Source organism: Dyadobacter jejuensis (assembly GCF_003149085.1).
Taxonomy (GTDB): Bacteria; Bacteroidota; Bacteroidia; order Cytophagales; family Spirosomataceae; genus Dyadobacter; species Dyadobacter jejuensis.
Genome location: NZ_QGDT01000001.1, coordinates 356,281 through 377,339, shown reverse-complemented (window position 1 = coordinate 377,339; position 21,059 = coordinate 356,281). Strand labels below are relative to the sequence as shown.

Sequence of the window (21,059 nt, the reverse complement as noted above, 5' to 3'; positions counted from 1 at the left end):
CTAGCTTAGGCGTGCTCCTTAGTGGCTTCTACCTTCACCTTGGTATCCTTATTTCTTACCTTAGTTAGGTAGGACACCTGAGGCCTCACGTTGATCTCTTCCAACATATGGAAGGCACGGCCTTCTCTTTCTTCAGACAACAATTTAGAAATTCTACTTTCCGCATCGTTCATATCACCAAAAGTAATGGCATTGGTAGGACAAGCAGAGGCACAAGCCACATTGATATCCCCATCTTTTACCTGACGGCGCTCTCTCTTGGCTGTCAACTTACCCTCCTGAATACGTTGCACACACATAGAGCACTTCTCAATCACCCCACGAGACCTTACGGTAACTTCTGGGTTGATGACCATCTTACCTAGGTCGTTATTGAAGTTATAATCGAAGTTATCGTTATCAAAGTACTTGAACCAGTTGAAGCGTCGTACTTTATAAGGACAGTTGTTGGCACAGTAACGAGTACCTACACAACGGTTATAAGTCATTTGGTTGAGACCTTCCGAGCTATGGGTAGTAGCCAATACCGGACAAACCGTCTCACAAGGAGCGTTATTACAGTGTTGGCACATCATGGGTTGGAAAGTAACCTCAGGATTCTCAGAGGCGATCTCTAGTCCACGAAGGTCTTCTACGTCTGCATCGCTGCTATAATAACGGTCGATACGCATCCAGTGCATCTCACGGCTATTGATAATCTCCTGGCGTCCTACAACGGGAATGTTGTTTTCGGACTGGCAACCAATCACACAAGAGCCACATCCGTAGCAGGTGTTCAGGTCCACTACCATTCCCCATGAATGGTTCTTATATTGGTGTCCATTCCAAAGAGACAGGTCGGTAGCATCTACCACGCCGTCTGAAGTATGAATTTCGGGGATAAACCGTCCCGCCAATGGATCCTTCTGGAATTGACCTAAGACTGTTTCCTGCAATACAGATTTACGGTTCATCACCGTATTATGGGTCTGTGTCTGCGCTACCTCGCGGAAATCACCCGTTTTGGTAACGGTAACTTCTCCAGGAGCGAACGACAAGAAGCCTCCAGCGAAAGAAGCCAATGGATAGGCATTCTTACCTACGCCGTCAGCCGACTTACCCGCTTTTTCGCGGCCAAAGCCTATGGCTACTGCCACCGTTCCGTTGGCCTGCCCTGGCTGTACCATCACGGGAAGCTCTATGGCTTTCCCATTCAGGTCGACCTTCACTACATCTCCCTGCTCGAAACCAAGTTCGGAAGCAGTATGCTGTGAAATCATCGCAAAGTTGTCCCAACAAGCCTTGGTAACTGGCTCAGGTAGTTCCTGTAGCCATGGATTATTGGCAGAAGCTCCAGTACCGATCCCTACGTTTTGGTAAAGGGCAAGTTCTAGGCCACTAGCCGATGCTTTATATTGCTTACCTACCGAGGCAGCTGCGGCATCTATATCTCCAGCAAAAGTAGCGCTGGCAGTAGCATTGGCCGCTGGCGTCATAAATACCCCGTCATGAAGCGATTTCACCCAGAAGGATTCATAATCGCCTTTTCCACCTTGGGTATATACATTTTTACGCCAGTAGGATTTGATATACTCGTGATAATCGTCATTCAAACCAGCCCATTTCAACAAACTTACCTGTGCTTGGCGGGTGTTGAACACTAAGCTAATGGTAGGCTGTGTAAGGCTATAGAAGCCTGCTTTCGGCATGGCATCGTTCCATGACTCCAAATAATGGGGAGCAGGACAAATAAATTTCAACAAGGAAGCTGTTTCGTCAGGACGATCATTGAAGGCCACACTTAAACCCACTTTAGGGAGTGCAGCAGCCAATTCGGCTCCTCTTGGATGGTCGTAAACGGGGTTAGCACCTAATACAAACAAGGCATCCACTTTACCACCCTTTATCTCGTCGACCAGTTGGTTCATCGCCACATCATTACCCTGACGGGTGTATGCAGGAGCCTCCAAATTGATGGTTGTGCCGTAGCTACCCAACAGGCTGTTGAGGGCATTTACAATAACTTGTACTGCCGGATCATTGACCCCACACACTACTAAGGCGTTGGCCTTGGCGGCGATCAGGTCGTTGGCCGCCTTGTCCAAATGGGCCACGTCCACCTTAGCGGAAGGAATAGCCTTACCGCCTAGCTTAGCGGCCACTTGATTGTACAAAGAGGCCACTACTAGGCCAATTTGCGAAGGCTTAACAGCCGTACGATAGTCGGCATTAGAACCAGTTAACGAAAGCGTAGTTTCGAATTGGTAATGACGCGACATGTCTTTTTTACCATCCTTGGTACTGCTTACCCGGCGCGTTTCTGCAAACTGACCTGCAAATATCTCTGGTGAGATCCAGGACCCTTGGAAGTCGGCACCAATGCTCACTACGGTTTGTACTTTGCTGAAGTCGTAGCTAGGAACGACCGCCTTGCCAAACGATGATTCGTTGGCTTGGATCAAGGCCGATACCGAATTTGCATCGTATGTTACGTGCTGGGTAGTCGGGTATTTCGAAGTAAAGTCGGCAATAACCGCCTTCGTAGAGGGACTCAAAACGGTGTTGGATAGGATACGAATGGCACCGCCTTTGGCAGCCACCTGACCCAACTGAGCCATAATATCCTTATCTACCGCTTCCCACGATACTTTCGTATCGTCCCCTTTTTTGGGACCTCTTAGTTTTTCGTTGTCATATAAACCCAAAAGTGAAGCATGTACCCGTGCTCCAATTCCAGAAAAACCCTTTCCAAGGTCATTTGGCTCTATTTTAATAGGACGACCTTCCCTTGTCTTCACCAATATACTGGCATAGTCTCCGCCTTCAGTATAGGAAGAGGCATACCAATTGGCCAGGGTAGGGAATTCCCCTACCGGCTTGTTAACGTAAGGGATGGCTTTTTTAACAGGTGTCTCGCAAGCGGCCAAAGAAACGGCCGCCATACCAAAGCCCAATACTTTTAGAAAATCACGGCGATTGGATCCAGTTCCATCCACTAAACTTTCGTATTGGGTATCTGATGGGGCATCTGCAAACTCTGATCCAGCGTTCTTTACGAATTTTTCGTCGTTACGTAGCTCTTCGAGTCCCCTCCAGTATCTTTTATCAGTATTTTTCATATAATTTTCAATACAAATGCGTTGTATTCTGCTGTTAATTTCCTTGTATTAATAATGGCATTTTGAACATTCCAAACCACCAATATCTTCCACTTTTAAAGCTTCTTGGCTTTCAGATGCATGCAACTGTACCAAGTTATCATAATACTTATTATCCTTAGTATTAACTTCCGTAGTACGGTGACAGTCGATACACCATCCCATCGTCAAAGACGAACGTTGCTGAATCACTTCCATGCTTCCAATTTCACCATGGCAAGTTTCACATTCTACTCCTCCCACATTCACGTGCTGAGAGTGGTTGAAGTAAGCAAAGTCAGGCAAGGTATGCACCCGCACCCATTCGATAGGCTGGTCGTTTTCAATAGAAGTATAAATCTTCTGAATCTCAGGAGATTCTTTTTTGATCACTCCGTGGCAGTTCATACAGATGTTGGCCGACGGAATATGCGCCGAACGACCCCTGTTTACACCAGTATGGCAGTAGTTACAGTCAATTTTGTATTCGCCGGCATGCAGCTTATGGGAGAACGCAATCGGCTGCTTAGGAGCATAACCTTGCTGAACCCCCACGCCAAAGGCACCGTCTACAGTAGCCTTAAGTGCCAATAGAGCGAATACCCATATCACCGCCGAACGGATAGCCGGGTCGGCTACGATACCTTTTAAGGAGTTGCCCAATCGAGTCATAAAATCGGTATCGCCTTCGGATGCTTCTCCACCGGCTACCGCTTTACTCAATATGGTTACAATTACTAATAACACACCCAATACTAGGAGCATCACCACGACCAAGGCGACCAATACGATCATAAACAGATCGGAGGGACCACTGCTCGCTGCTGGAGCACCAGCGGCCGCACCTGCACCGGCAGCCGCTTCGGCTGGGGCTGCGGTAGCCGCATTGTCAACATAGGCGAATATCGCTTTGATATCCTCTTCAGACAGACCCGGGAAACTGGTCATCTGAGCTTTGGAGTATTCGTTGTAGATCTTCACCGCATAAGGATCGCCTGACGCAATCATGGCTTGTGAATTCTTTACCCATTTGGTCAACCAGGCCATATCGTTACGGCTAGTAGCCCCTTTGAGTCCGGGACCTACTACACGCTCATCGGTAATGGCATGGCATTGGGCACAATTGTTCTTAAAAACCGTTTCCCCATGCGCAACGTCCGCCCCACCGGCGTCTGCGGCTGCATCCTGAGCGGAAACAGCGAAGGGTAAACTAAGTACAAGCGTTAATGCGAAAGCGATTAACTGTTTCGAACACTTAAAGTTGGGAAAAAACTTGGAGCCTTCTCTGGATGGTATATTCATAATAAACTATGCATTATTCTTCAGCTGACAAAACTAGCTTACGATTCGTTATCGACAAAAGTATTTTAATTATATTTTGGGACGCTTCCTTATTTATAATATTTCTAATTAAATACGTCGGTTACAAGCGCACGCCGTATTCATTAAACACTGATAACCAGCTATATAGCAAAAAAATTAGGTCATATAAAACTTATAAAAGTACAAGTTTTATATGACCTAATATCGGTAACAATTCTCGACCGAATGTAAGAGAATCACAATCTGTAATCGGTAGAGGTTCCGAGCGGATTCGAACCGCTGTAGAAGGTTTTGCAGACCTCTGCCTAGCCACTCGGCCACGGAACCAATTCGGATTAGCGGATGTGAATCCGCTAATCCGGTGCAAAAGTATTAAATATTTTGGCTATTCTGCACTACCATCTTCCTTTTTTGTTACTTTTTTACCTTTTTTCTCATTTTCCTCGAATTGTTCCTTCAAGGCAGAGAGAACGCTAAGGTCTCCAAAAGTAGATTTTTCCTCCTTTTCAGGGGCTGAAGGCTTAGTAGGTGCCGCTTTGGCCACTTTTTCCTCTTTCTTCTCTTCAGATGGAGCAGGTGCTTTTACTTTAGAGTGAGAAAGTACAATTTTCTTCTCATCCTTCAAGAACTCAAGAACGGTGAAGTCTAAGCTCTCTCCAACTTCGCCAAGGGTACCATCCTCTTTGGCTAGATTTTTGATAGCAGAAATACCCTCAATACCATACGGAAGCTCCAAGGTAGCGAACTTATCACCCTTCGCTACGATAGTAGAACGGTGTACGGTTCCTACCGCAAAGATAGACTCAAAGGTATCCCATGGGTTCTCCTCAAGCTGCTTATGGCCTAGTGCCAGACGACGGTTGTCGGCGTCAAGCTCCAATACCACCACTTCAAGCTCATCGCTTACTTTAACGAAATCGGAAGGATGTTTGATTTTCTTGGTCCACGACAAATCAGAAACGTGTACCAGACCATCGATACCCTCTTCAAGCTCGATGAACAAGCCGAAGTTGGTAAGGTTACGTACCACCCCTTTATGACGGGTTCCTATAGCGTATTTATCTTTAAGAGACGCTTGAGTCCATGGATCTTCGGTAAGCTGCTTGATACCTAATGACATCTTGCGCTCCTGACGGTCCAAAGTTAACACTACGGCAGCAATCTCATCGTTTACATTCATAAACTCCTGAGGATTGCGCAAGTGCTGAGACCAGGACATTTCCGAAACGTGGATAAGACCTTCCACTCCAGGCTTGATCTCCAAGAACGCACCGTAATCGGCTACATTCACGATCCGGCCTTTCACTTCCGATCCTACCTGAATCTCTTCTTCCAAAGAATCCCATGGATGAGACTGAAGTTGTTTCAGACCAAGAGAAATACGCTTCTTCTCTTCGTCGAAGTCGAGAACTACTACGTTTAGTTTCTGATCCAAAGCCAACAAATCGGATGGGTGGTTGATACGTCCCCACGATATGTCGGTAATGTGCAACAGACCATCTACACCTCCAAGGTCGATAAACACCCCAAAGTTGGTCATGTTTTTGATAACCCCTTCCAGTACTTGGCCTTTCTCAAGGTTATTCAATATTTGCTGACGCTGAGCCTCAAGATCTTTTTCGATCAAGATCTTATGAGATACTACTACGTTATCGTTGGCATAATTAATTTTAACGACCTTCACTTCCATACGCTTTCCTACGAAAACGTCGAAGTCACGGATAGGCTTCACGTCGATCTGAGATCCTGGCAAGAAAGCCTCGATCCCGAAAATATCCACGATAAGTCCACCTTTCGTTCTTCTTTTTACATTGGCATCGATCACCACATCCTCGTCAAACGACTTCTGAATGTTATCCCAAGCGGTGATTACTTTCGCTTTCTTACGAGAAAGCACCAATTGTCCCTGAGCATCTTCTTGGTTCTCTACATATACCTCTACTTCATCACCGATTTTCATCCCAGGGATGTCACGGAATTCATTAGAAGATACGATACCATCGGATTTGAAACCGATATTAAGAATCACTTCGCGGTCGGTAATACCTACCACGATACCTTTTACCACCTCTTTTTCCTGTACAGGAGAAAGTGTGCCGTCATACATTTGCTCCATACGATCCCGGTCAGCTACTGAGTAACCTGTTCCGAAACCTTTGTCTTCTGCTAGATCCCAATCGAAATCGGGGAATACTTGTGGTTGTTTTTCCTTAGACATAAATAGGAATTAAAGCCCTTTGATACATCAGCCAACGGGCTAATTGACTGAAAATAAGTGAATGTTCTATTTTTTAAAAATGAGTCCGCAAAGGTAAGTCTTTAGTAATCAATATACCAGCAGTTAACAAAAAAAATAGAAGTTTAACGTAAGATCCCCTTCAGAGTGGCGTGAAGGCACCCGACATTTAATGATAAACCCGACTTTTAACCCCTAAATAAGGCTGCCACTCCGCCGGAGCAAGATCGGTACAATCACGGATAAACATCAAAAAAGAAGGACGAAAGGGTCTTTGAAGGAGGGGCATTCCTGCTTCCTCAGGGGTAAGATCTCCCTTTTTGGAATTGCAACGCTTACAGGCAGTGGATAGGTTATCCCAGGAGGTCTGCCCCCCTCTCGATTTGGGAAGGACGTGATCCAGAGTAAGGTGTTCGTGGGTACCACAGTATTGACATCGATTCCGGTCCCTTTTAAATATATTGTGACGGGTGAGCACCACGCCCCGATAAGGAAGGTGAATATAGCGATGCAAGCGAATAACAACAGGCATAGGGTACCTATCACGTACGGTACGCAAATAACTATCTGGCGATTCCGCCAGTAATTCTGCCTTATTCATATAAACCAATAAGAACGCCTTCGGAGCAGTACAAATACTTAAGGCACTATAATCTTGATTGAGAACCAATACTTTACCCATGAGCCAAAAAGGGGTTTCGTTCCGGCAAGATAGCTATTTTTCCTGAAAAATCAGGAAGGCTTGTAGATTTAAATATCTGAAAATCCTAGAGTTACTATCTATAGCATGCGGCGCCCCCCCCATCGGCTACTCCTGTAGCGGGAGTGTGGCTTAGAATTTCATGCGGTCGGTTTCGCGCTTCATATCCCGCTCCTTAATAGAATCCCGCTTGTCATAAAGTTTTTTCCCTTTGGCTAAGGCAAAGTGTAGCTTTACCAACCCCCGGTCGTTGGTAAACATCCGAATGGGAACGATCGTGAGCCCCTGGTCTTTCAAGCCCTCGTTCAGCTTCTTCATCTCCCGCTTCGTAACCAGAAGTTTTCTGTCCCGCATGGGCTCATGGTTGTAGTGTGTACCTTCGGTATAGGGCGATATATGCAGGCTCCGTATATAAAGCTCTCCATCCATAAACAAACAATAAGCATCTTGAAAATTAACCTTCCCTTGCCGGATCGACTTCACCTCGGTCCCCGTAAGGGCGATTCCAGCGGTGTATTCGTCCAGGAAGAAGTACTCGAAGGAGGCTCTTCTGTTCTTGATATTGACCTGTTTTACTAATTTTTCCGCCATACGGTATCTTTAAAAATCCAATACAAAAATAGATGATCGATAGGGCAAAACCTACCGAGAGGGAAGTAAGCCGCAGCGGCACGCCACGGAGCCTAATGGAGGAGTCTTTTCCAAGTCCCCTTAATCCTACTGTACTTTAATGTACTCGGCAGGGCTTTCCACCAATAGCGGTTTATTTCTACCGCAAAGGAGGGTTGCATATAGCAGTTGATGGCACACCCTTCACAGGCAGGAAGCTTACCCTCCAGGGCTACCAACTTCTGCACTTCTTCGGAATGGTACAGGTCATGGAGTCGCCCTTCAATCTCAAATTCCTTTAACCCTAAGTGATAGCATGGAAGCACCAGTTTATTTTCGGGCGATATCACCAGGGTGGTACTCCCCGCTTTACATACGGGATCATTCACCTTATTCCCCCCGTCGAGTCGTAACTGAACGAAGGCGTCGTTGAGATAAACATTCTTTTGCTTTCCCCACCACGTCAGCCTCTTGAGGGCATCGGCAGTAAGGCTATCCCCTACCCCGTTGTATTCGAATACAGGATTCAGTATCAACACCAAGTCATTGGGCTGGCAAATCTCCTCGGAGAGCTGCTGGATTTGATCTATATTCGAATCGAAGACGGTAAAAATAATATCGGGTCTTTCTCCCAGGGAGCGGGCTAAAGCAATGGACTCCATCACCTTATCGAAACACTTCACCTTCCGAGAGGCGTCGTGCTCTTCTCGAATGGGCGAATCCAAGGAGAAGTGTAGCATATCGATGAGCCCCTTCAGTTTATGCGCATACTTTGGGTAAAGTAGGCCGTTGCTGGTAACGGTGGTGATCATCCCCTGATCCTTTGCTTCTTTGAGCAGCAAATCTAACTGCCGGTGCAACAGAGGCTCACCTCCAGTAAAATCGATCACCTTTACGCCCAGTCGCTTGAGGTCCTTTAGGTTTTGGCGAAAATTATCCAAAGTAATATAGGGAGAGGGTTTCTCCCATATATCACAGAACCCACAGGCAGCATTGCAGCGGTAGGTCACATAATAATTGCACAAAACGGGATGGGATACCAATCTCATGTTAGCGCAGCATAGTCAGCAAGCTCGTAAGCTTATCTTTGAGGTCCTTACGATCTACAATAAAATCAAGAAAACCATGCTCAAGGACGAATTCGGCACTTTGGAAATCCTTAGGGAGATCTTTACCGATGGTTTCCCTGATCACCCTCGGGCCAGCAAATCCAATGAGTGCACCTGGTTCAGAGATATTAAAATCGCCTAACATGGCATAAGAAGCCGTCACCCCACCGGTAGTAGGATCGGTCAACATAGAGATATAGGGGATTTTGGCCTCCAGCAATTGAGCTAACCTCGCAGAAGTTTTGGCCATCTGCATCAAGGAAAACCCAGCTTCCATCATCCGTGCACCTCCCGACTTGGAGATCATCAGAAAAGGAATTTTATGCTCCAGGGAATAAGTAATTGCCCGAGCAATTTTTTCTCCGACTACCGACCCCATAGAACCACCAATAAAGTTGAAGTCCATGGCGGCAATTACAATAGGACTGCCGTTCATTTTACCATGACTGGTCCTCACGGCATCCTTTAGCCCGGTTTTGGCCATGGTAGCCTGTACCCGGCCGGGGTAAGGCTTGGTGTCGGTGAACTTCAGCGGATCGCCTGAAGTCAACTCCGAATTTAACTCTTCAAACTCATTATCATCGAACAACAGTTCAAAGTAAGCCTCAGAGCCAATTTTTTCGTGATAATTACAATGGATACAAGTATAGGCATTCAGCTTGTGCTCTCTGGTAGCCGAAATCTTTTTACAATTAGAACACTGATACCATAACCCATCTGGAGCTTCGCGCTTCATTTCGGTGGGAGTACTGATACCTTTTTCTTTACGAATAAACCAAGACATATCGATAGTTGGGTTTTGACCTTAACAAAAGCCTTAATTGCAATAAATTATGTTTTATTCTTATCGCAACCAAGGGTCAAAGATAGTAATAATAGTTGGGTATCCTGAAAACTGAACCTAGTTAAGCCCAATTTTGATCGAGTACATCCAGACCATTATCTTCGTATACTCCACCAAAATGTCTTATTATTGTGGAAAAACTCGAAGTCCATTCTCAGGGGAGAAGCGTCCCTGGAACATAATAATGAAGTATTTCTAATGACCGATAGCAAAAATCCCATCGTCCTGATCGTAGGCACCAACCGCCCCAACTCCATGTCTGCCAAGGTAGCCAGTTACTATCAACAAGTGCTCCAGCAACACGGCCAACCGAGTATCATTCTCGATCTAGTCCATTTACCCGCCGATTTTACGGTAACGGCCCTGTATGATAATACTGGCAAAAATGAAGCTTTTAATGTATTAAAGTCTTTATTGGAGCATACCGACCGCTTCGTGTTTATAGTACCAGAATATAATGGATCTTACCCTGGGGTATTAAAGGCCTTTATCGATGGCTTACCCTACCCCAATAGCTTTAGCAACAAGAAGGCTGCCCTCGTAGGATTGTCGTCGAATACGCAAGGAGCCAGCATCGCATTGAGTCATCTGAACGACGTATTTAGCTATTTGGGGATGAACACCCTGGCCTTGCGGGTCAAACTAGGCCAGATACGCCTCCACTTTTCTGAAACAGAAGTAACCAATCCCCTGTATCGAGAGATGATCGAACTCCAAGCAGAGCAGCTCATCGGGTTTTGAAAAGGTGATAGGTTTATAGGTTTTAGGTGATAGGTTTTAGGTGATAGGTTTTAGGTTAAAAGTTAAAGGTTAAAGGTTAAAAGTTAAATGCGGTCCGCCGCCCGGTTAAAGGTGGCGCAAGCCTAACGCCTAACGCCTAACGCCTAAAGCCTAACGCCCAACGCCTTTTAAAGCTAAAATAAAAAGGGGCTTACGCCCCTCTTTATTTTAACCAATGCTGTTCCATTTCACTAGCGGGAACGACCGGACGCCTCCACAGTTCCAATCGGCTCCGTTTATAAGCCGCTCCTTCCAGGTCTTGGAATTGCACAATACCTTCTCGAAAGGACTGCACCATAGCCGAAATCCTTTCTCCTTCCTCTTCGCTCCACGGGCCATTGGCGCTTATCTCCATCATCGATACATTGAGGTGGTCGGCCGGAAGCGTAATGCTATGGGCATCCATATCCAAATCTATAGAAGACGTTGGAGTAGCCTCCATTTCAGAAGAGACATATTGTTCTTCAGAACCGATCTGCTCCGGAGCATAGGGCTGCTCCACGGGCAATTCTTTGGGCTCTGTCCGTATTTCCATACCTGGGATAGGCGACTCTACGCTGTCGAATCCTGCAGCAACGATGGTAACCCGTAGCTTATCGCCAAGGGAATCGTCGGTGATGGTTCCCAGCTTAAACATCCTGGCCTCACCTCCCACCTGCGACAATACATAGCGCCAGATTTCGCGCTGCTCCTTCATGGTAGCCTCGTTCTTCTTGCTAGTGGCCAAGGTCACCAGAATCCGCTTGGCCCCTTTAATATCGCGGTCATTGAGCAATGGGGAGTCTAAGGCATTTTGAATGGCTATCTTAGCCCTATCGCCACCAGAAGACTCGGCAGTACCCATCACCGATTGCCCGGCCCGTTTCAGTACTTTTTCTACATCTTTAAAATCGGTATTGATATTACCACTCGTGGTGATAATCTCAGAGATACTCTTTACGGCGTTCAGTAAGATCCCATCGGCTTCGGCGAAGGCCTGGGTGAGGGTCATGTCTTCGTAAAGTTCCTCGAGCTTGTCATTCAGCACCACCAGTACGGTATCACTGTATTCTTTGAGCTGCTCAATACCATCCAGGGCCTGCTCTTTCTTATCGAGCCCTTCCCAGGTATAGGGTGCCGTCACCACGGCCACCGTTAGTTTGCCCATTTCCTTGGCCAACTGGGCTATCACGGGAGCGGCACCGGTACCGGTTCCACCACCCATACCCGCCGTAATAAATACCATTTGGGTAGATCCTCCCAAAAGCGCTTTAATCTCCTCGATCGTCTCTAAGGCTGCTTCTTTTCCTTTAAGCGCGTCGGTTCCCGCCCCCAAACCTTGGGTAAGGGTAGCCCCTAATTGAATCTTTACCGGTACTGGACTGTTGGCCAATGCTTGTCGATCGGTATTGCAAACGGCAAATTCTACATCTTTGATTTTTCTCTCAAACATGTAATTGACAGCATTACTACCACCACCACCGACGCCTATGACTTTAATTATGGCCGGTTCCAGGGGGGCATCTCCACTGGGTTGTTCTCTGACGATCTGGTTCACAATATAATCTTGGTCTAATGCGTGTAATAATCTGCTATTCATGTGCTACGTAAATTACGAGGTCCCCTGTTCAATTGCTAATACTCATCCGTTTGCTGATCATTTCTCCCAAGCAAACTTTCCCAAAAACTCAATCCTGTTTTTTTGGGCTCTGTTTTTACTTTTTCCTGTGTTCTTTGCCCCGCTGCCACGGCTGGAGGGGCTTGCTTTACTGGTTCTTCTTGAGAGGGTTTACAAACGGACTTGACGCGCGGATCGATCGACTGCACACCTGCCCAGGCTAAGCCTATGGCCGTTGTGAAAGAGGAATTACTCACAGCGTCGGCCTTGGAGGTATGTGCCAGATTTTCTGGAAAACCTACCCTTACCGACAGATTAGTAACTTTTTCGAATAACAATTCAATGTCCGGAATATTGGCCGTACCGCCCGTAAGGACAATACCACCAATTAACTTTTCTTCATATCCCGAATTCAATATTTCCGCATATACCATAGCGGCTATTTCCTTCAGGCGTTCCTCAAGTATGAGGGCTACGTTCTTTTTAAGCACTTGCTTGGGAGGTCGCCCTGCCAAGAAGTTGACTAAAATCTCCACATTCAGTGGGATATCTTCTGAGATAGCGGCTCCATAAACTTTCTTGAGCTGCTCCGCATTTTCGGGCTGTATACCACAACCTATCGATAAATCATTGGTCAGGTGCCTTCCACCAATAGGGAACGAAACGATATGCCTAACGATCTTGTCCTGATAAATAATAAGATCGGTGGTATGATCTCCAATATCGACCAAGGCTATGCCGGCCTTCATTTCATTGCCCGTCAACACGGCGAGGCCTGTGGCCAAGGGTGCGAAGATCATTTTGTCGTAGCGCAAATTTTCGTCTGCATCCAGCAGGCTCTTACGCGTCCTTTGGATGGATTGATTATTGCCCGATACGACCAAAAAATTGGCGCCTAGCTTTATTCCAGTTCGGCCCACGGGTTCCTTCACCCCTGCCGAGTTATCCACTACAAAGTCCATGGGCAACACATGCAACACTTCGAAGTTAGGCTCCGTTTTGGCCCTGTACATATCCTCGACGAGCTGGTCTACGTCTTTCTGGGTCACCTCTTCGCCGGTAGAAGCGGAAGGCCTTAACACTCCGTCGCTCTGGGCGGTCACTTTCACATGAGTACCCCCAAAGCTTACATTGACAATCCCAATATCTAAATCGGACAAAAGGGCCGTCTCGGCTAGAGCGGTCCTGATGGCTTTCCCTACTTGTTTTATATTTTCTACAGAACCGTTCACTACGGCTCCTGTCGGCATTAGCACCTCACTAAATCCCAATATTTCGATCGTATTTTGAAAAGCCCCAGAAACTGGCAATTGCGCAGCTACCACGGCTATTTTAGTACTCCCAATATCTACTCCTACTACAATGTTTTCCTGTGCCATGCTGATGAGTGAATTATTATTCACATACGATTTGATCTTGAAATTTAACTATAATCTTAGAATACCTGCCCCAATCTTGGCTAAGTACTTTGTTATAAAATAACCGTAATTTATCCAATTTTTGAACATAGCCTTCGGCCTCTCCAAACTCCACACGCTGATCGCCCAAAAGGGTGAACAAGCTGATCTCTCCGTCCTTATCGATATGCATCTGGGTCACTTGAGCCTTCCAAAAAGGGTCCGTGTCCAAAAAACGCAGCATCTCCATGAGGTTGCTATTTTGCTCTAGGCCTTTCAACTGGTCAAAATAAGGACCCGATAACAATAGGGTCCGAGCAGAAAAGCTATCGGACAAAGGGAAAAACTGGCCATTTTCATTGAGGTACTTCCCCGATGCGCTGCGCCACTCCCCCGTCTGGGAAGTATTGATCCACCTTGCCAATGGTTTTTGCTGCTCTACGTTTACTACAATATTCCCCTTTAGGTCACGAAAAACCTCACATTTCTTAATTAATTTATTCTTGGCAATCCTTTTTTCCACATCGGCCAAGTTGATTTCTCCCAGCTTAGCCCCCGTTAAAGGAGCACCACCTCCATCCGTCGCCAGCAATAAAATATCGCGCTGGTTTAGAAAATTGGTACTAAGATCCCCCTTCACATCGATCACCAAATTCACACAACGCTGATTATCAATACGATGCTCCGCCATCCCAATTCCTAAACCGGGCAAAATAAACCAGATGCTTTTTTTAAAAAAGTGCCAAGGATTATCAAATTTACGTAACATCTTAGTAATTTTAAAAGCGCAATAGCCATTTATTTAGTTAATGGTTTCCCCAATAAATTTTGAATAGGCCGTACAAGGCTATCAATATCACCGGCACCAAGGGTTACTAATAATTCCAATTCATTTGCATTCAAGTTATTCAAAAGTTCCGACTTTGTCACCAAAACCTTATTTTCTATTTTCACTTTGCTCAATAACCACTCCGAATTTACCCCTTCGATGGGTTCTTCACGAGCAGGATAGATGTCCAATAAGATGAGTTGATCTACATTGGAAAGGCTTTCGGCGAAGCCGTCAATAAAATCCCGCGTCCTGGTAAACAAGTGTGGCTGAAATACCACAGTCAACTTCCTATTGGGGTATAAAGCCCTCACCGAATTTAATAGGGCGGTGATTTCGGTAGGATGATGGGCATAATCGTCGATATATACCAAATCCTCTCGCTCAATATGGTATTCAAACCTTCTTTTTACCCCCTTATAACTCTCTAGTGCGCTTTTTATTTCATGAGGGGGCAGTTGCAGATACAAACCTACTGCCGCCGTAGCCAGGGCGTTTTCTATATTATGATATCCTGGCACCCGCATGCTAACCTCGGCGATGACACCTTCAGGGTATATCAGATCGAAGACAAACCGAGCATTTTCTATTCTTAAATTGGCCGTGTGTATATCCCCATCTTGCAGGGAATAAGTCCATATAGATGCCTTAGAGGCGCTGGCAAGGGGCAAGCCGAACCGCATGATGAATAGGCCCTCTGGCTCTATCTGCCCCACAAAGTCAGCAAATGAAACCAACATTTCTTCATGCTTTCCATAAATATCGAGGTGGTCAGCATCTGTAGATGTTACCACAGCCACTTCAGGAAAGAGCGTTAGGAAAGAACGGTCAAACTCATCGGCTTCCACCACGCATACTACGTCTTGAAGCCGATCGGTCCGTTCATTCATCAGCATATTACTTCCATAGTTCTGGGTGATACCACCCAGAAATGCAGTGCTATTGACCCCTGCCGAACGAAGCATATGGGCTATCATAGAGGACGTTGTCGTTTTTCCATGAGTCCCAGCTACCCCTACGGTACGCATATTCCCAGCCAACATACCCAACACTTGGGAACGCTTCAGGATCATATAATTTTGCTCTTTAAAATAATTCATTTGCACATGACGCACCGGTATAGCGGGGGTATACACGACCAGAGTTTCCTGTGAATCGGATAAAAAAGAAGCCGGAATACTTTCAATAGTGTCCTCTATGGTGACTTCAATACCTTCCGACTCCAATGCCCCGATTAGGGGCGTGGCTGTTTTGTCATACCCTGCTACTCGGTATCCGTTGGTATTAAACCACCGTGCCAATGCACTCATTCCTATCCCTCCAATCCCAACAAAATAAATATTTTTATACTTCATCATCACTCAAGACTCCGTTTTTGATTTTTTCGAATGGACTAACGCCAGTATCTCCTTTGCTATGCAAGCCGCTGCCTGTGGCTGAGCGAAGCTGCGAATATTATGGGATAATTCCCGTTGTAATGGTTCGTTATGGAGCAGCTCAATAGCCGTATCCAGCAACCTTTCCCCCGCCTGCTCATCTTTCACCATGATAGCGGCTTTCTGTTCCACCAGGCTTAAGGCATTCTGGGTTTGGTGGTCCTCCGAGGCAAAGGGATAGGGCACCAATATAGCCGGCTTTTCGGCCAAGCACAGCTCCGACACCGACAGGGCACCGGCCCTGGATATCACTACATTAGCCATGGCATAGGCCAGGTCCATCTCATAAATAAAGGGATAAGACTGGATTCCAGGACACTTTAACCCTTGCAAGGCTTCTTGGGCCTGTCCATCGAAGTCCTTGCCCGTCTGCCATATGACCTGGTAGCCAGCGTCAGCCAGGCGCTGAAGCCCCTGGAGTAAGCTCCTATTGATACTCCTCGCTCCTAGACTTCCACCAATGATCAACAGGGTCTGTTTATCGGCTTTTAGACCAAAATGCTGGGCTGCCGCTTCTCTTTTTTGATCTATATTTATGATATCACTCCGCACAGGATTCCCAAAGAATAAAATTTTCTCCTTAGGAAAAAAACGCTCCATATTGGGGTAGGCTACACAGATTTTTTTAGCCCATTTTGACAACACTTTGTTGGTTATTCCCGCATAAGAATTCTGTTCCTGAATGAGGGTCGGAATTCCCATGGCCGAGGCTACCAACAGAAGAGGCCCACTAGCAAAGCCCCCTACACCCACCGCAACGGATGGCCTAAAATCCTTTATAACCTTGCGAGCTTTATTCAAACTTTTGATAAGCTTATAAGGGAAAGCCAGGTTGGCAAGCGTCCATTGGCGCTGTATGCCCACGATGGGTAAGCCTACAATAGCGTACCCCGCCTTGGGCACCTTTTCCATTTCCATTTTGCCTTCGGCCCCCACAAACAGCAGCTCTATGCCGGGTTCCAATTCCCGTAAAGCATTGGCTATGGCCACGGCCGGATAGATATGCCCTCCGGTCCCCCCTCCACTTATTATTATTTTCGTTGACATACCCATTATAATCTTTGTTCTTCGACATTTTCTCCACGGCTTACACTCAGTATCATTCCCATGGCTATGCCTGTAAACAGCAAGGAGGTCCCTCCCTGACTAAAAAAAGGAAGGGTCTGTCCTGTGACGGGAACTAGGCCTACCGTAACGGCCATAGCCGAAAAAGCCTGGCTTACCACCGTAAAGGTCAGCCCAGCCGACAGCAACCCACCAAATGGACGCTTGGTAACTTCTATGGCTTTTAGCCCCCTATAGAGTATGATTAAATAGAAAGAGATGAGTACCATCCCTCCAATAGTACCGTACTCTTCCACTGCTACTGCAAAAATAAAATCTTTTTGAGGCTCGGGTAAAAAACGACGTTGCCGGCTTTTGGCCACTCCTTCGCCGTACAATCCGCCCCGGGCCATGGCCATATAGGATTGTTGGGACTGATACACGACCACATCTTTATCTAAAAAGGAGGCGATCCTGTTTTGGGCAGTCCCCGACCGCTGGGTCGAATTGAGCAAAATAGCCACCGCGGCACAGAACACAACGCCAATGGCCGTCAGTACCAGGTATTTTATAGGGACCTTCCCTACAAACATCAGCAAGAAACAGATACCGGCGAGCATCATGGCGGTGGACACATTGCTGGTAAATATAAGCCCGCAAACCACGCCCACCAGGGCTAGCGGCTCCGTAAATAATTCTCGAGGATTCCAACCCCCTTTTATATGACGCGCCAATATCAGGGAAAGGTGCGCCACTAGTGCCACTTTGGCCCATTCGGAAGGCTGGAACCGCTGCCCTATAATGGGCACCTCTATCCACCGGGAAGCTTCATTGACGGAAGTCCCGAAGAAAAACGTAAAAATCAATAAAAAGATGGAACTCCAAACGGCAATTCTAGTGACGTAAATAAATTTTATGTACGGAATCTTATGGATCACATACATGATGACCAGGGACATAAAACACAGGAAAGAGTGCTTCAACAGGTAATACTCTGTATCCCCCTGCTTATGACTGTAAGCATCCTTAACACTCGCGCTGTATACCACCACAATACTCCATAAGAGCATGATAATACATATAAACCAGATCCATCGATCCCCTTTCAGGTTCCTTGCAAACCAATGCTGGGTGCTATCCTTAATTCTTATCAAAGCCTCCATGGCAACTTTCTAGTATAGTGGATGTTATAAATGCAGGTCCTTTCTTGAGTTGGCGTAGTCCCTAACGGCCATTTTGAACCGATCGCCTCGATCCTGATAATTCTTAAACAAATCGAAACTGGCACAGGCCGGCGACAATAGGACAACATCTTCCGGCTCGGCCCATTGGGCTGCTTTGGCAATGGCCTCTTGCAGGTCCTGGGTTACAAAGAACGCTGGCACCATGCTTTCGAAGTACGACTGAAGTTTCTCAAAATGCGGACTGAGTACGATCAAGCCCTTTAGCTTTTCCCGCACCAAGGGTTCGATTTGGCTATAATCATTGCCCTTGTCCACCCCACCGGCAATCAAAATAATCGGTTTATCGAAACTCCCTAAGGCATAATAAACCGAATCGACATTGGTGGCCTTGGAGTCATTGATATAAGTCACGCCATCGATCACCGCCACCGGCTCCAAGCGATGGGGTGCATTTACGAATGTCTGCAAAGCGGTATGGATAGACTCCGCGTCAAGGCCTAGCTGAAGCCCTATCGTAATAGCCACCAAGGCATTCACGGCATTATGTGGGCCTTTTATTGGCAATTGGCCGTAGGGTACCGTAAAAGATTTCCCATCTATTTGGCTTAAGAGTTGGTCATTGGCCCAATACCCCCCTTGCTCAATTGGGGTTTCTAAGGAAACCGCTACCGTACGCACCGGCAAATCGCGTTTTTGAAGCTCAGAGTCCAGCACTTCACTATCGGCAAAGTAAATCAAAAGATCCTCGGTGGTTTGGTTTTCGGTAATCCGAAATTTCGAATCCACATATTTGTGGAAGTCATGCTCGTACCGGTCGAGATGATCCGGGGTGATGTTGAGAATCACCGAAATATGGGGCCTAAATTTCTGAATATTATCGAGCTGAAAACTACTTACCTCCAATACGTAATAATCGAACTGATGCTGTGCCACCTGCCAGGCGAAGCTGTCGCCGACGTTACCGGCCAGGCCGACATGAAGCCCTGCCGACTTCAACAAATGGTAGGTTAACAAGGAGGTCGTCGTTTTTCCATTACTGCCCGTAATGGCTATCAGCCGAGCCGACGTATACCAGCTGGCAAATTCGACTTCGGACACTACAGGAATTCCTAGGTCCCTTACCTCCACCAGCAGCGGAACATGGTCAGGAATCCCCGGGCTCTTTATAACGAGCTGAGCAGCCAGGATTCGGTCGGGGCTATGCCCTCCTTCCTCATAGGCGATGTCATTTTCGTGCAACACCGACCGATAACGGGCCGATATAGCCTGACTGTCGGAAAGAAAAACCTGATATCCCTCTTTTTTTGCCAGTATTGCCGCACCAACACCACTTTCTCCACCACCTAAAATTGCTACTTGTTTGGGCACGATTTTCAATGAATTTATATACAAGAATGGCTAAAACACGAAGGTAGAATTTTTTTAAGGGAAGTTGTATGAGCAGGCCCCAAAAAATATTGTAGCATAAAAAAAGGGCATGCGAACATGCCCCTTTTTTTATGCTTACGAGTTATTATTCCTCTTTTTTCTCGGTCAAGCGCATTTTATTCGCTCCTTTAACGACTAAGAATATCACCCATGCAACCAATAAGAACTGGATAATGGTCTGTATAAAGTTACCATAGTTAATGGATACTTCAGGGGTTTCTCCAACGGCTTCCTTCAGTACATACTTCAGGTTAGTAAGATCGGCTCCGCCAATCACCAGCCCCAAAATTGGGTTTAAGATATCCTCTACCAATGAGGTAGTAATTTTTCCAAATGCGGCTCCAATTACAACACCGACTGCCAAATCCAATACGTTCCCTTTAGCGATAAAGGTCTTAAATTCTTGTAACATACGCTTAAATAGTTAGTTGATATGATTATTTGATCTGATATAAAAAGCCAACTCCAAGTCCTTGGGCAAACTGTACTTTGGATGCCTGGTCCTTGTCATATACGACAATAGCACTTAAATTAACGTTGAAATACTTAGCAATTTTGGCATTGATGGAGGCATCTAGACGATGGTCGCCATTGAATTCTCTTTTATCGGTAATGGAATTTTTACTATAGGAAGTATACACCAAATATCTAAACTTAAGGTTTACATCCTTAGCTATGTCTTTATCAAAGTTAGCAACTAACTGGATAATACCCACTTCATTCCTCAATTTCTTATCGTAAGGCACACCATAATTGGTAGGAACCGATTTTTTGATGTCGTCATCCAGTACGATGGTCTGTCGAAGTGCGGCTGGTGCAAAGTCTACAAAGAAATAAGAAACAGGTTTATATTCGATACCTATGGCTTCGGTTAAGTAAGCAGGTGAGAAAAGCCCAGAAACGTGGTTGCGGTATTCGACGGAGTCGACTGGGGTGATGTACTCGTATCCTTTCCCAAACTGCGAAAGGAAGTTAAAATTGGCGAAGAGGCTCCATTTGGAGTTCAGCTCCCGATTATACTTGGTATCAAAATATATTTTATCCACATTCTTACGGCTCTCCTGGCCTCTGTTCTTCACGATACCATATTGAGATTGGAAATCGTTTCTCCAGGAATGCACTCCCTTTTTATTGAGACTTAAGGCATTAAAAAACAGACCCAAGGCCACTGCGTTGACCCCACCACCAGTCCAGTTGGTACTAAAAGAGCCCTGGTTAAGATTGGCACCAAATTCGATTTTTCGGTAAGTGGTATCTTTGGCCACCGACAATTTGGACTTATTGAGTTCGTTGGTCAAATCTACTTTTTGCGCCAGAGAAGGAGTTGCCTGAACCAAAACAGCAAGCAACAGGGTAAAGAATGGTGCGAAATAATATTTCATAAAGGCAATAATTAATATGGATTGGTGTGTAAATAAAATAAAATG

Annotated in this window: 17 protein-coding genes and 1 tRNA gene; 1 reads left to right on the top strand and 17 read right to left on the bottom strand. The window is 46.1% G+C overall.

The annotated features are described in order from the left end of the window. Nucleotides 1-5 precede the first annotated feature (5 nt). The 8 genes from CLV98_RS01650 to accD all read right to left on the bottom strand — a co-directional run bounded on the left by CLV98_RS01650 (nucleotide 6) and on the right by accD (nucleotide 9,877). The gene (locus tag CLV98_RS01650) at nucleotides 6-3,098 is read right to left on the bottom strand and encodes a TAT-variant-translocated molybdopterin oxidoreductase (protein ID WP_109672245.1); all 3,093 of its coding nucleotides are present in this window, start codon (nucleotides 3,096-3,098) and stop codon (nucleotides 6-8) included. A gap of 48 nt (nucleotides 3,099-3,146) precedes the next feature. Then, complete coding sequence (locus CLV98_RS01645; RefSeq protein WP_109672244.1) at nucleotides 3,147-4,418, bottom strand: c-type cytochrome; 1,272 nt, start codon at nucleotides 4,416-4,418, stop codon at nucleotides 3,147-3,149. Nucleotides 4,419-4,695: 277 nt separating this feature from the next. Further along, nucleotides 4,696-4,766, bottom strand: a tRNA-Cys gene (locus tag CLV98_RS01640). 58 nt (nucleotides 4,767-4,824) lie between these two features. After that, complete coding sequence (gene rpsA / locus CLV98_RS01635; protein ID WP_109672242.1) at nucleotides 4,825-6,657, bottom strand: 30S ribosomal protein S1; 1,833 nt, start codon at nucleotides 6,655-6,657, stop codon at nucleotides 4,825-4,827. A gap of 187 nt (nucleotides 6,658-6,844) precedes the next feature. Beyond that, nucleotides 6,845-7,357, bottom strand: a complete 513-nt coding sequence (locus CLV98_RS01630; protein ID WP_109672241.1) for an HNH endonuclease — start codon at nucleotides 7,355-7,357, stop codon at nucleotides 6,845-6,847. Nucleotides 7,358-7,507: 150 nt separating this feature from the next. Continuing rightward, a complete protein-coding gene (gene smpB / locus CLV98_RS01625; RefSeq protein ID WP_109672239.1) occupies nucleotides 7,508-7,966 on the bottom strand; it encodes an SsrA-binding protein SmpB in 459 nt (152 codons plus the stop codon). A 92-nt stretch (nucleotides 7,967-8,058) separates the two neighbouring features. Then, on the bottom strand, nucleotides 8,059-9,033 hold the full coding sequence (locus tag CLV98_RS01620) for a radical SAM protein (protein WP_109672238.1): 975 nt from the start codon (nucleotides 9,031-9,033) through the stop codon (nucleotides 8,059-8,061). A 1-nt stretch (nucleotide 9,034) separates the two neighbouring features. Continuing rightward, the gene (accD, locus tag CLV98_RS01615) at nucleotides 9,035-9,877 is read right to left on the bottom strand and encodes an acetyl-CoA carboxylase, carboxyltransferase subunit beta (RefSeq protein WP_109672236.1); all 843 of its coding nucleotides are present in this window, start codon (nucleotides 9,875-9,877) and stop codon (nucleotides 9,035-9,037) included. 258 nt (nucleotides 9,878-10,135) lie between these two features. Here accD and CLV98_RS01610 point away from each other — a divergent pair, with 258 nt between their 5' ends. Next, nucleotides 10,136-10,678 carry an NADPH-dependent FMN reductase gene (locus CLV98_RS01610; protein WP_109673024.1) on the top strand — a complete coding sequence of 181 codons (543 nt, stop codon included), beginning with the start codon at nucleotides 10,136-10,138 and terminating at the stop codon, nucleotides 10,676-10,678. 202 nt (nucleotides 10,679-10,880) lie between these two features. Here CLV98_RS01610 and ftsZ read toward each other — a convergent pair whose 3' ends face one another. The 9 genes from ftsZ to CLV98_RS01565 form a co-directional block, all read right to left on the bottom strand. After that, nucleotides 10,881-12,296, bottom strand: a complete 1,416-nt coding sequence (ftsZ, locus tag CLV98_RS01605; RefSeq protein ID WP_109672235.1) for a cell division protein FtsZ — start codon at nucleotides 12,294-12,296, stop codon at nucleotides 10,881-10,883. A 35-nt stretch (nucleotides 12,297-12,331) separates the two neighbouring features. Then, a complete protein-coding gene (ftsA, locus tag CLV98_RS01600; RefSeq protein ID WP_229203158.1) occupies nucleotides 12,332-13,717 on the bottom strand; it encodes a cell division protein FtsA in 1,386 nt (461 codons plus the stop codon). Further along, a complete protein-coding gene (locus CLV98_RS01595) occupies nucleotides 13,710-14,480 on the bottom strand; it encodes a cell division protein FtsQ/DivIB (protein WP_109672232.1) in 771 nt (256 codons plus the stop codon). The genes ftsA and CLV98_RS01595 overlap by 8 nt, the downstream gene beginning before the upstream one ends. Before the next feature lie 29 nt (nucleotides 14,481-14,509). Beyond that, nucleotides 14,510-15,898 carry a UDP-N-acetylmuramate--L-alanine ligase gene (murC, locus tag CLV98_RS01590; RefSeq protein ID WP_109672230.1) on the bottom strand — a complete coding sequence of 463 codons (1,389 nt, stop codon included), beginning with the start codon at nucleotides 15,896-15,898 and terminating at the stop codon, nucleotides 14,510-14,512. Between the two features lie 3 nt (nucleotides 15,899-15,901). Beyond that, nucleotides 15,902-17,023, bottom strand: a complete 1,122-nt coding sequence (gene murG, locus CLV98_RS01585; protein ID WP_109673023.1) for an undecaprenyldiphospho-muramoylpentapeptide beta-N-acetylglucosaminyltransferase — start codon at nucleotides 17,021-17,023, stop codon at nucleotides 15,902-15,904. Nucleotides 17,024-17,028: 5 nt separating this feature from the next. Then, a complete protein-coding gene (locus tag CLV98_RS01580) occupies nucleotides 17,029-18,183 on the bottom strand; it encodes an FtsW/RodA/SpoVE family cell cycle protein (RefSeq protein WP_109672228.1) in 1,155 nt (384 codons plus the stop codon). 24 nt (nucleotides 18,184-18,207) lie between these two features. Next, complete coding sequence (gene murD, locus CLV98_RS01575) at nucleotides 18,208-19,572, bottom strand: UDP-N-acetylmuramoyl-L-alanine--D-glutamate ligase (protein ID WP_310588684.1); 1,365 nt, start codon at nucleotides 19,570-19,572, stop codon at nucleotides 18,208-18,210. A 145-nt stretch (nucleotides 19,573-19,717) separates the two neighbouring features. Next, entirely contained in the window at nucleotides 19,718-20,044 is a 327-nt protein-coding gene (gene mscL / locus CLV98_RS01570) for a large-conductance mechanosensitive channel protein MscL (RefSeq protein ID WP_109672226.1), read from the bottom strand. Nucleotides 20,045-20,069: 25 nt separating this feature from the next. Further along, complete coding sequence (locus CLV98_RS01565; protein ID WP_109672225.1) at nucleotides 20,070-21,014, bottom strand: DUF3078 domain-containing protein; 945 nt, start codon at nucleotides 21,012-21,014, stop codon at nucleotides 20,070-20,072. Nucleotides 21,015-21,059 lie beyond the last annotated feature (45 nt).

Bases quoted from the DNA above. Each gene is read 5' to 3' on its own strand.
- CLV98_RS01650 (WP_109672245.1), bottom strand. From the start codon at position 3,098: ATGAAAAATACTGATAAAAGATACTGGAGGGGACTCGAAGAGCTACGT.
- CLV98_RS01645 (WP_109672244.1), bottom strand. From the start codon at position 4,418: ATGAATATACCATCCAGAGAAGGCTCCAAGTTTTTTCCCAACTTTAAG.
- rpsA (WP_109672242.1), bottom strand. From the start codon at position 6,657: ATGTCTAAGGAAAAACAACCACAAGTATTCCCCGATTTCGATTGGGAT.
- CLV98_RS01630 (WP_109672241.1), bottom strand. From the start codon at position 7,357: ATGGGTAAAGTATTGGTTCTCAATCAAGATTATAGTGCCTTAAGTATT.
- smpB (WP_109672239.1), bottom strand. From the start codon at position 7,966: ATGGCGGAAAAATTAGTAAAACAGGTCAATATCAAGAACAGAAGAGCC.
- CLV98_RS01620 (WP_109672238.1), bottom strand. From the start codon at position 9,033: ATGAGATTGGTATCCCATCCCGTTTTGTGCAATTATTATGTGACCTAC.
- accD (WP_109672236.1), bottom strand. From the start codon at position 9,877: ATGTCTTGGTTTATTCGTAAAGAAAAAGGTATCAGTACTCCCACCGAA.
- CLV98_RS01610 (WP_109673024.1), top strand. From the start codon at position 10,136: ATGACCGATAGCAAAAATCCCATCGTCCTGATCGTAGGCACCAACCGC.
- ftsZ (WP_109672235.1), bottom strand. From the start codon at position 12,296: ATGAATAGCAGATTATTACACGCATTAGACCAAGATTATATTGTGAAC.
- CLV98_RS01595 (WP_109672232.1), bottom strand. From the start codon at position 14,480: ATGTTACGTAAATTTGATAATCCTTGGCACTTTTTTAAAAAAAGCATC.
- murC (WP_109672230.1), bottom strand. From the start codon at position 15,898: ATGATGAAGTATAAAAATATTTATTTTGTTGGGATTGGAGGGATAGGA.
- murG (WP_109673023.1), bottom strand. From the start codon at position 17,023: ATGTCAACGAAAATAATAATAAGTGGAGGGGGGACCGGAGGGCATATC.
- CLV98_RS01580 (WP_109672228.1), bottom strand. From the start codon at position 18,183: ATGGAGGCTTTGATAAGAATTAAGGATAGCACCCAGCATTGGTTTGCA.
- mscL (WP_109672226.1), bottom strand. From the start codon at position 20,044: ATGTTACAAGAATTTAAGACCTTTATCGCTAAAGGGAACGTATTGGAT.
- CLV98_RS01565 (WP_109672225.1), bottom strand. From the start codon at position 21,014: ATGAAATATTATTTCGCACCATTCTTTACCCTGTTGCTTGCTGTTTTG.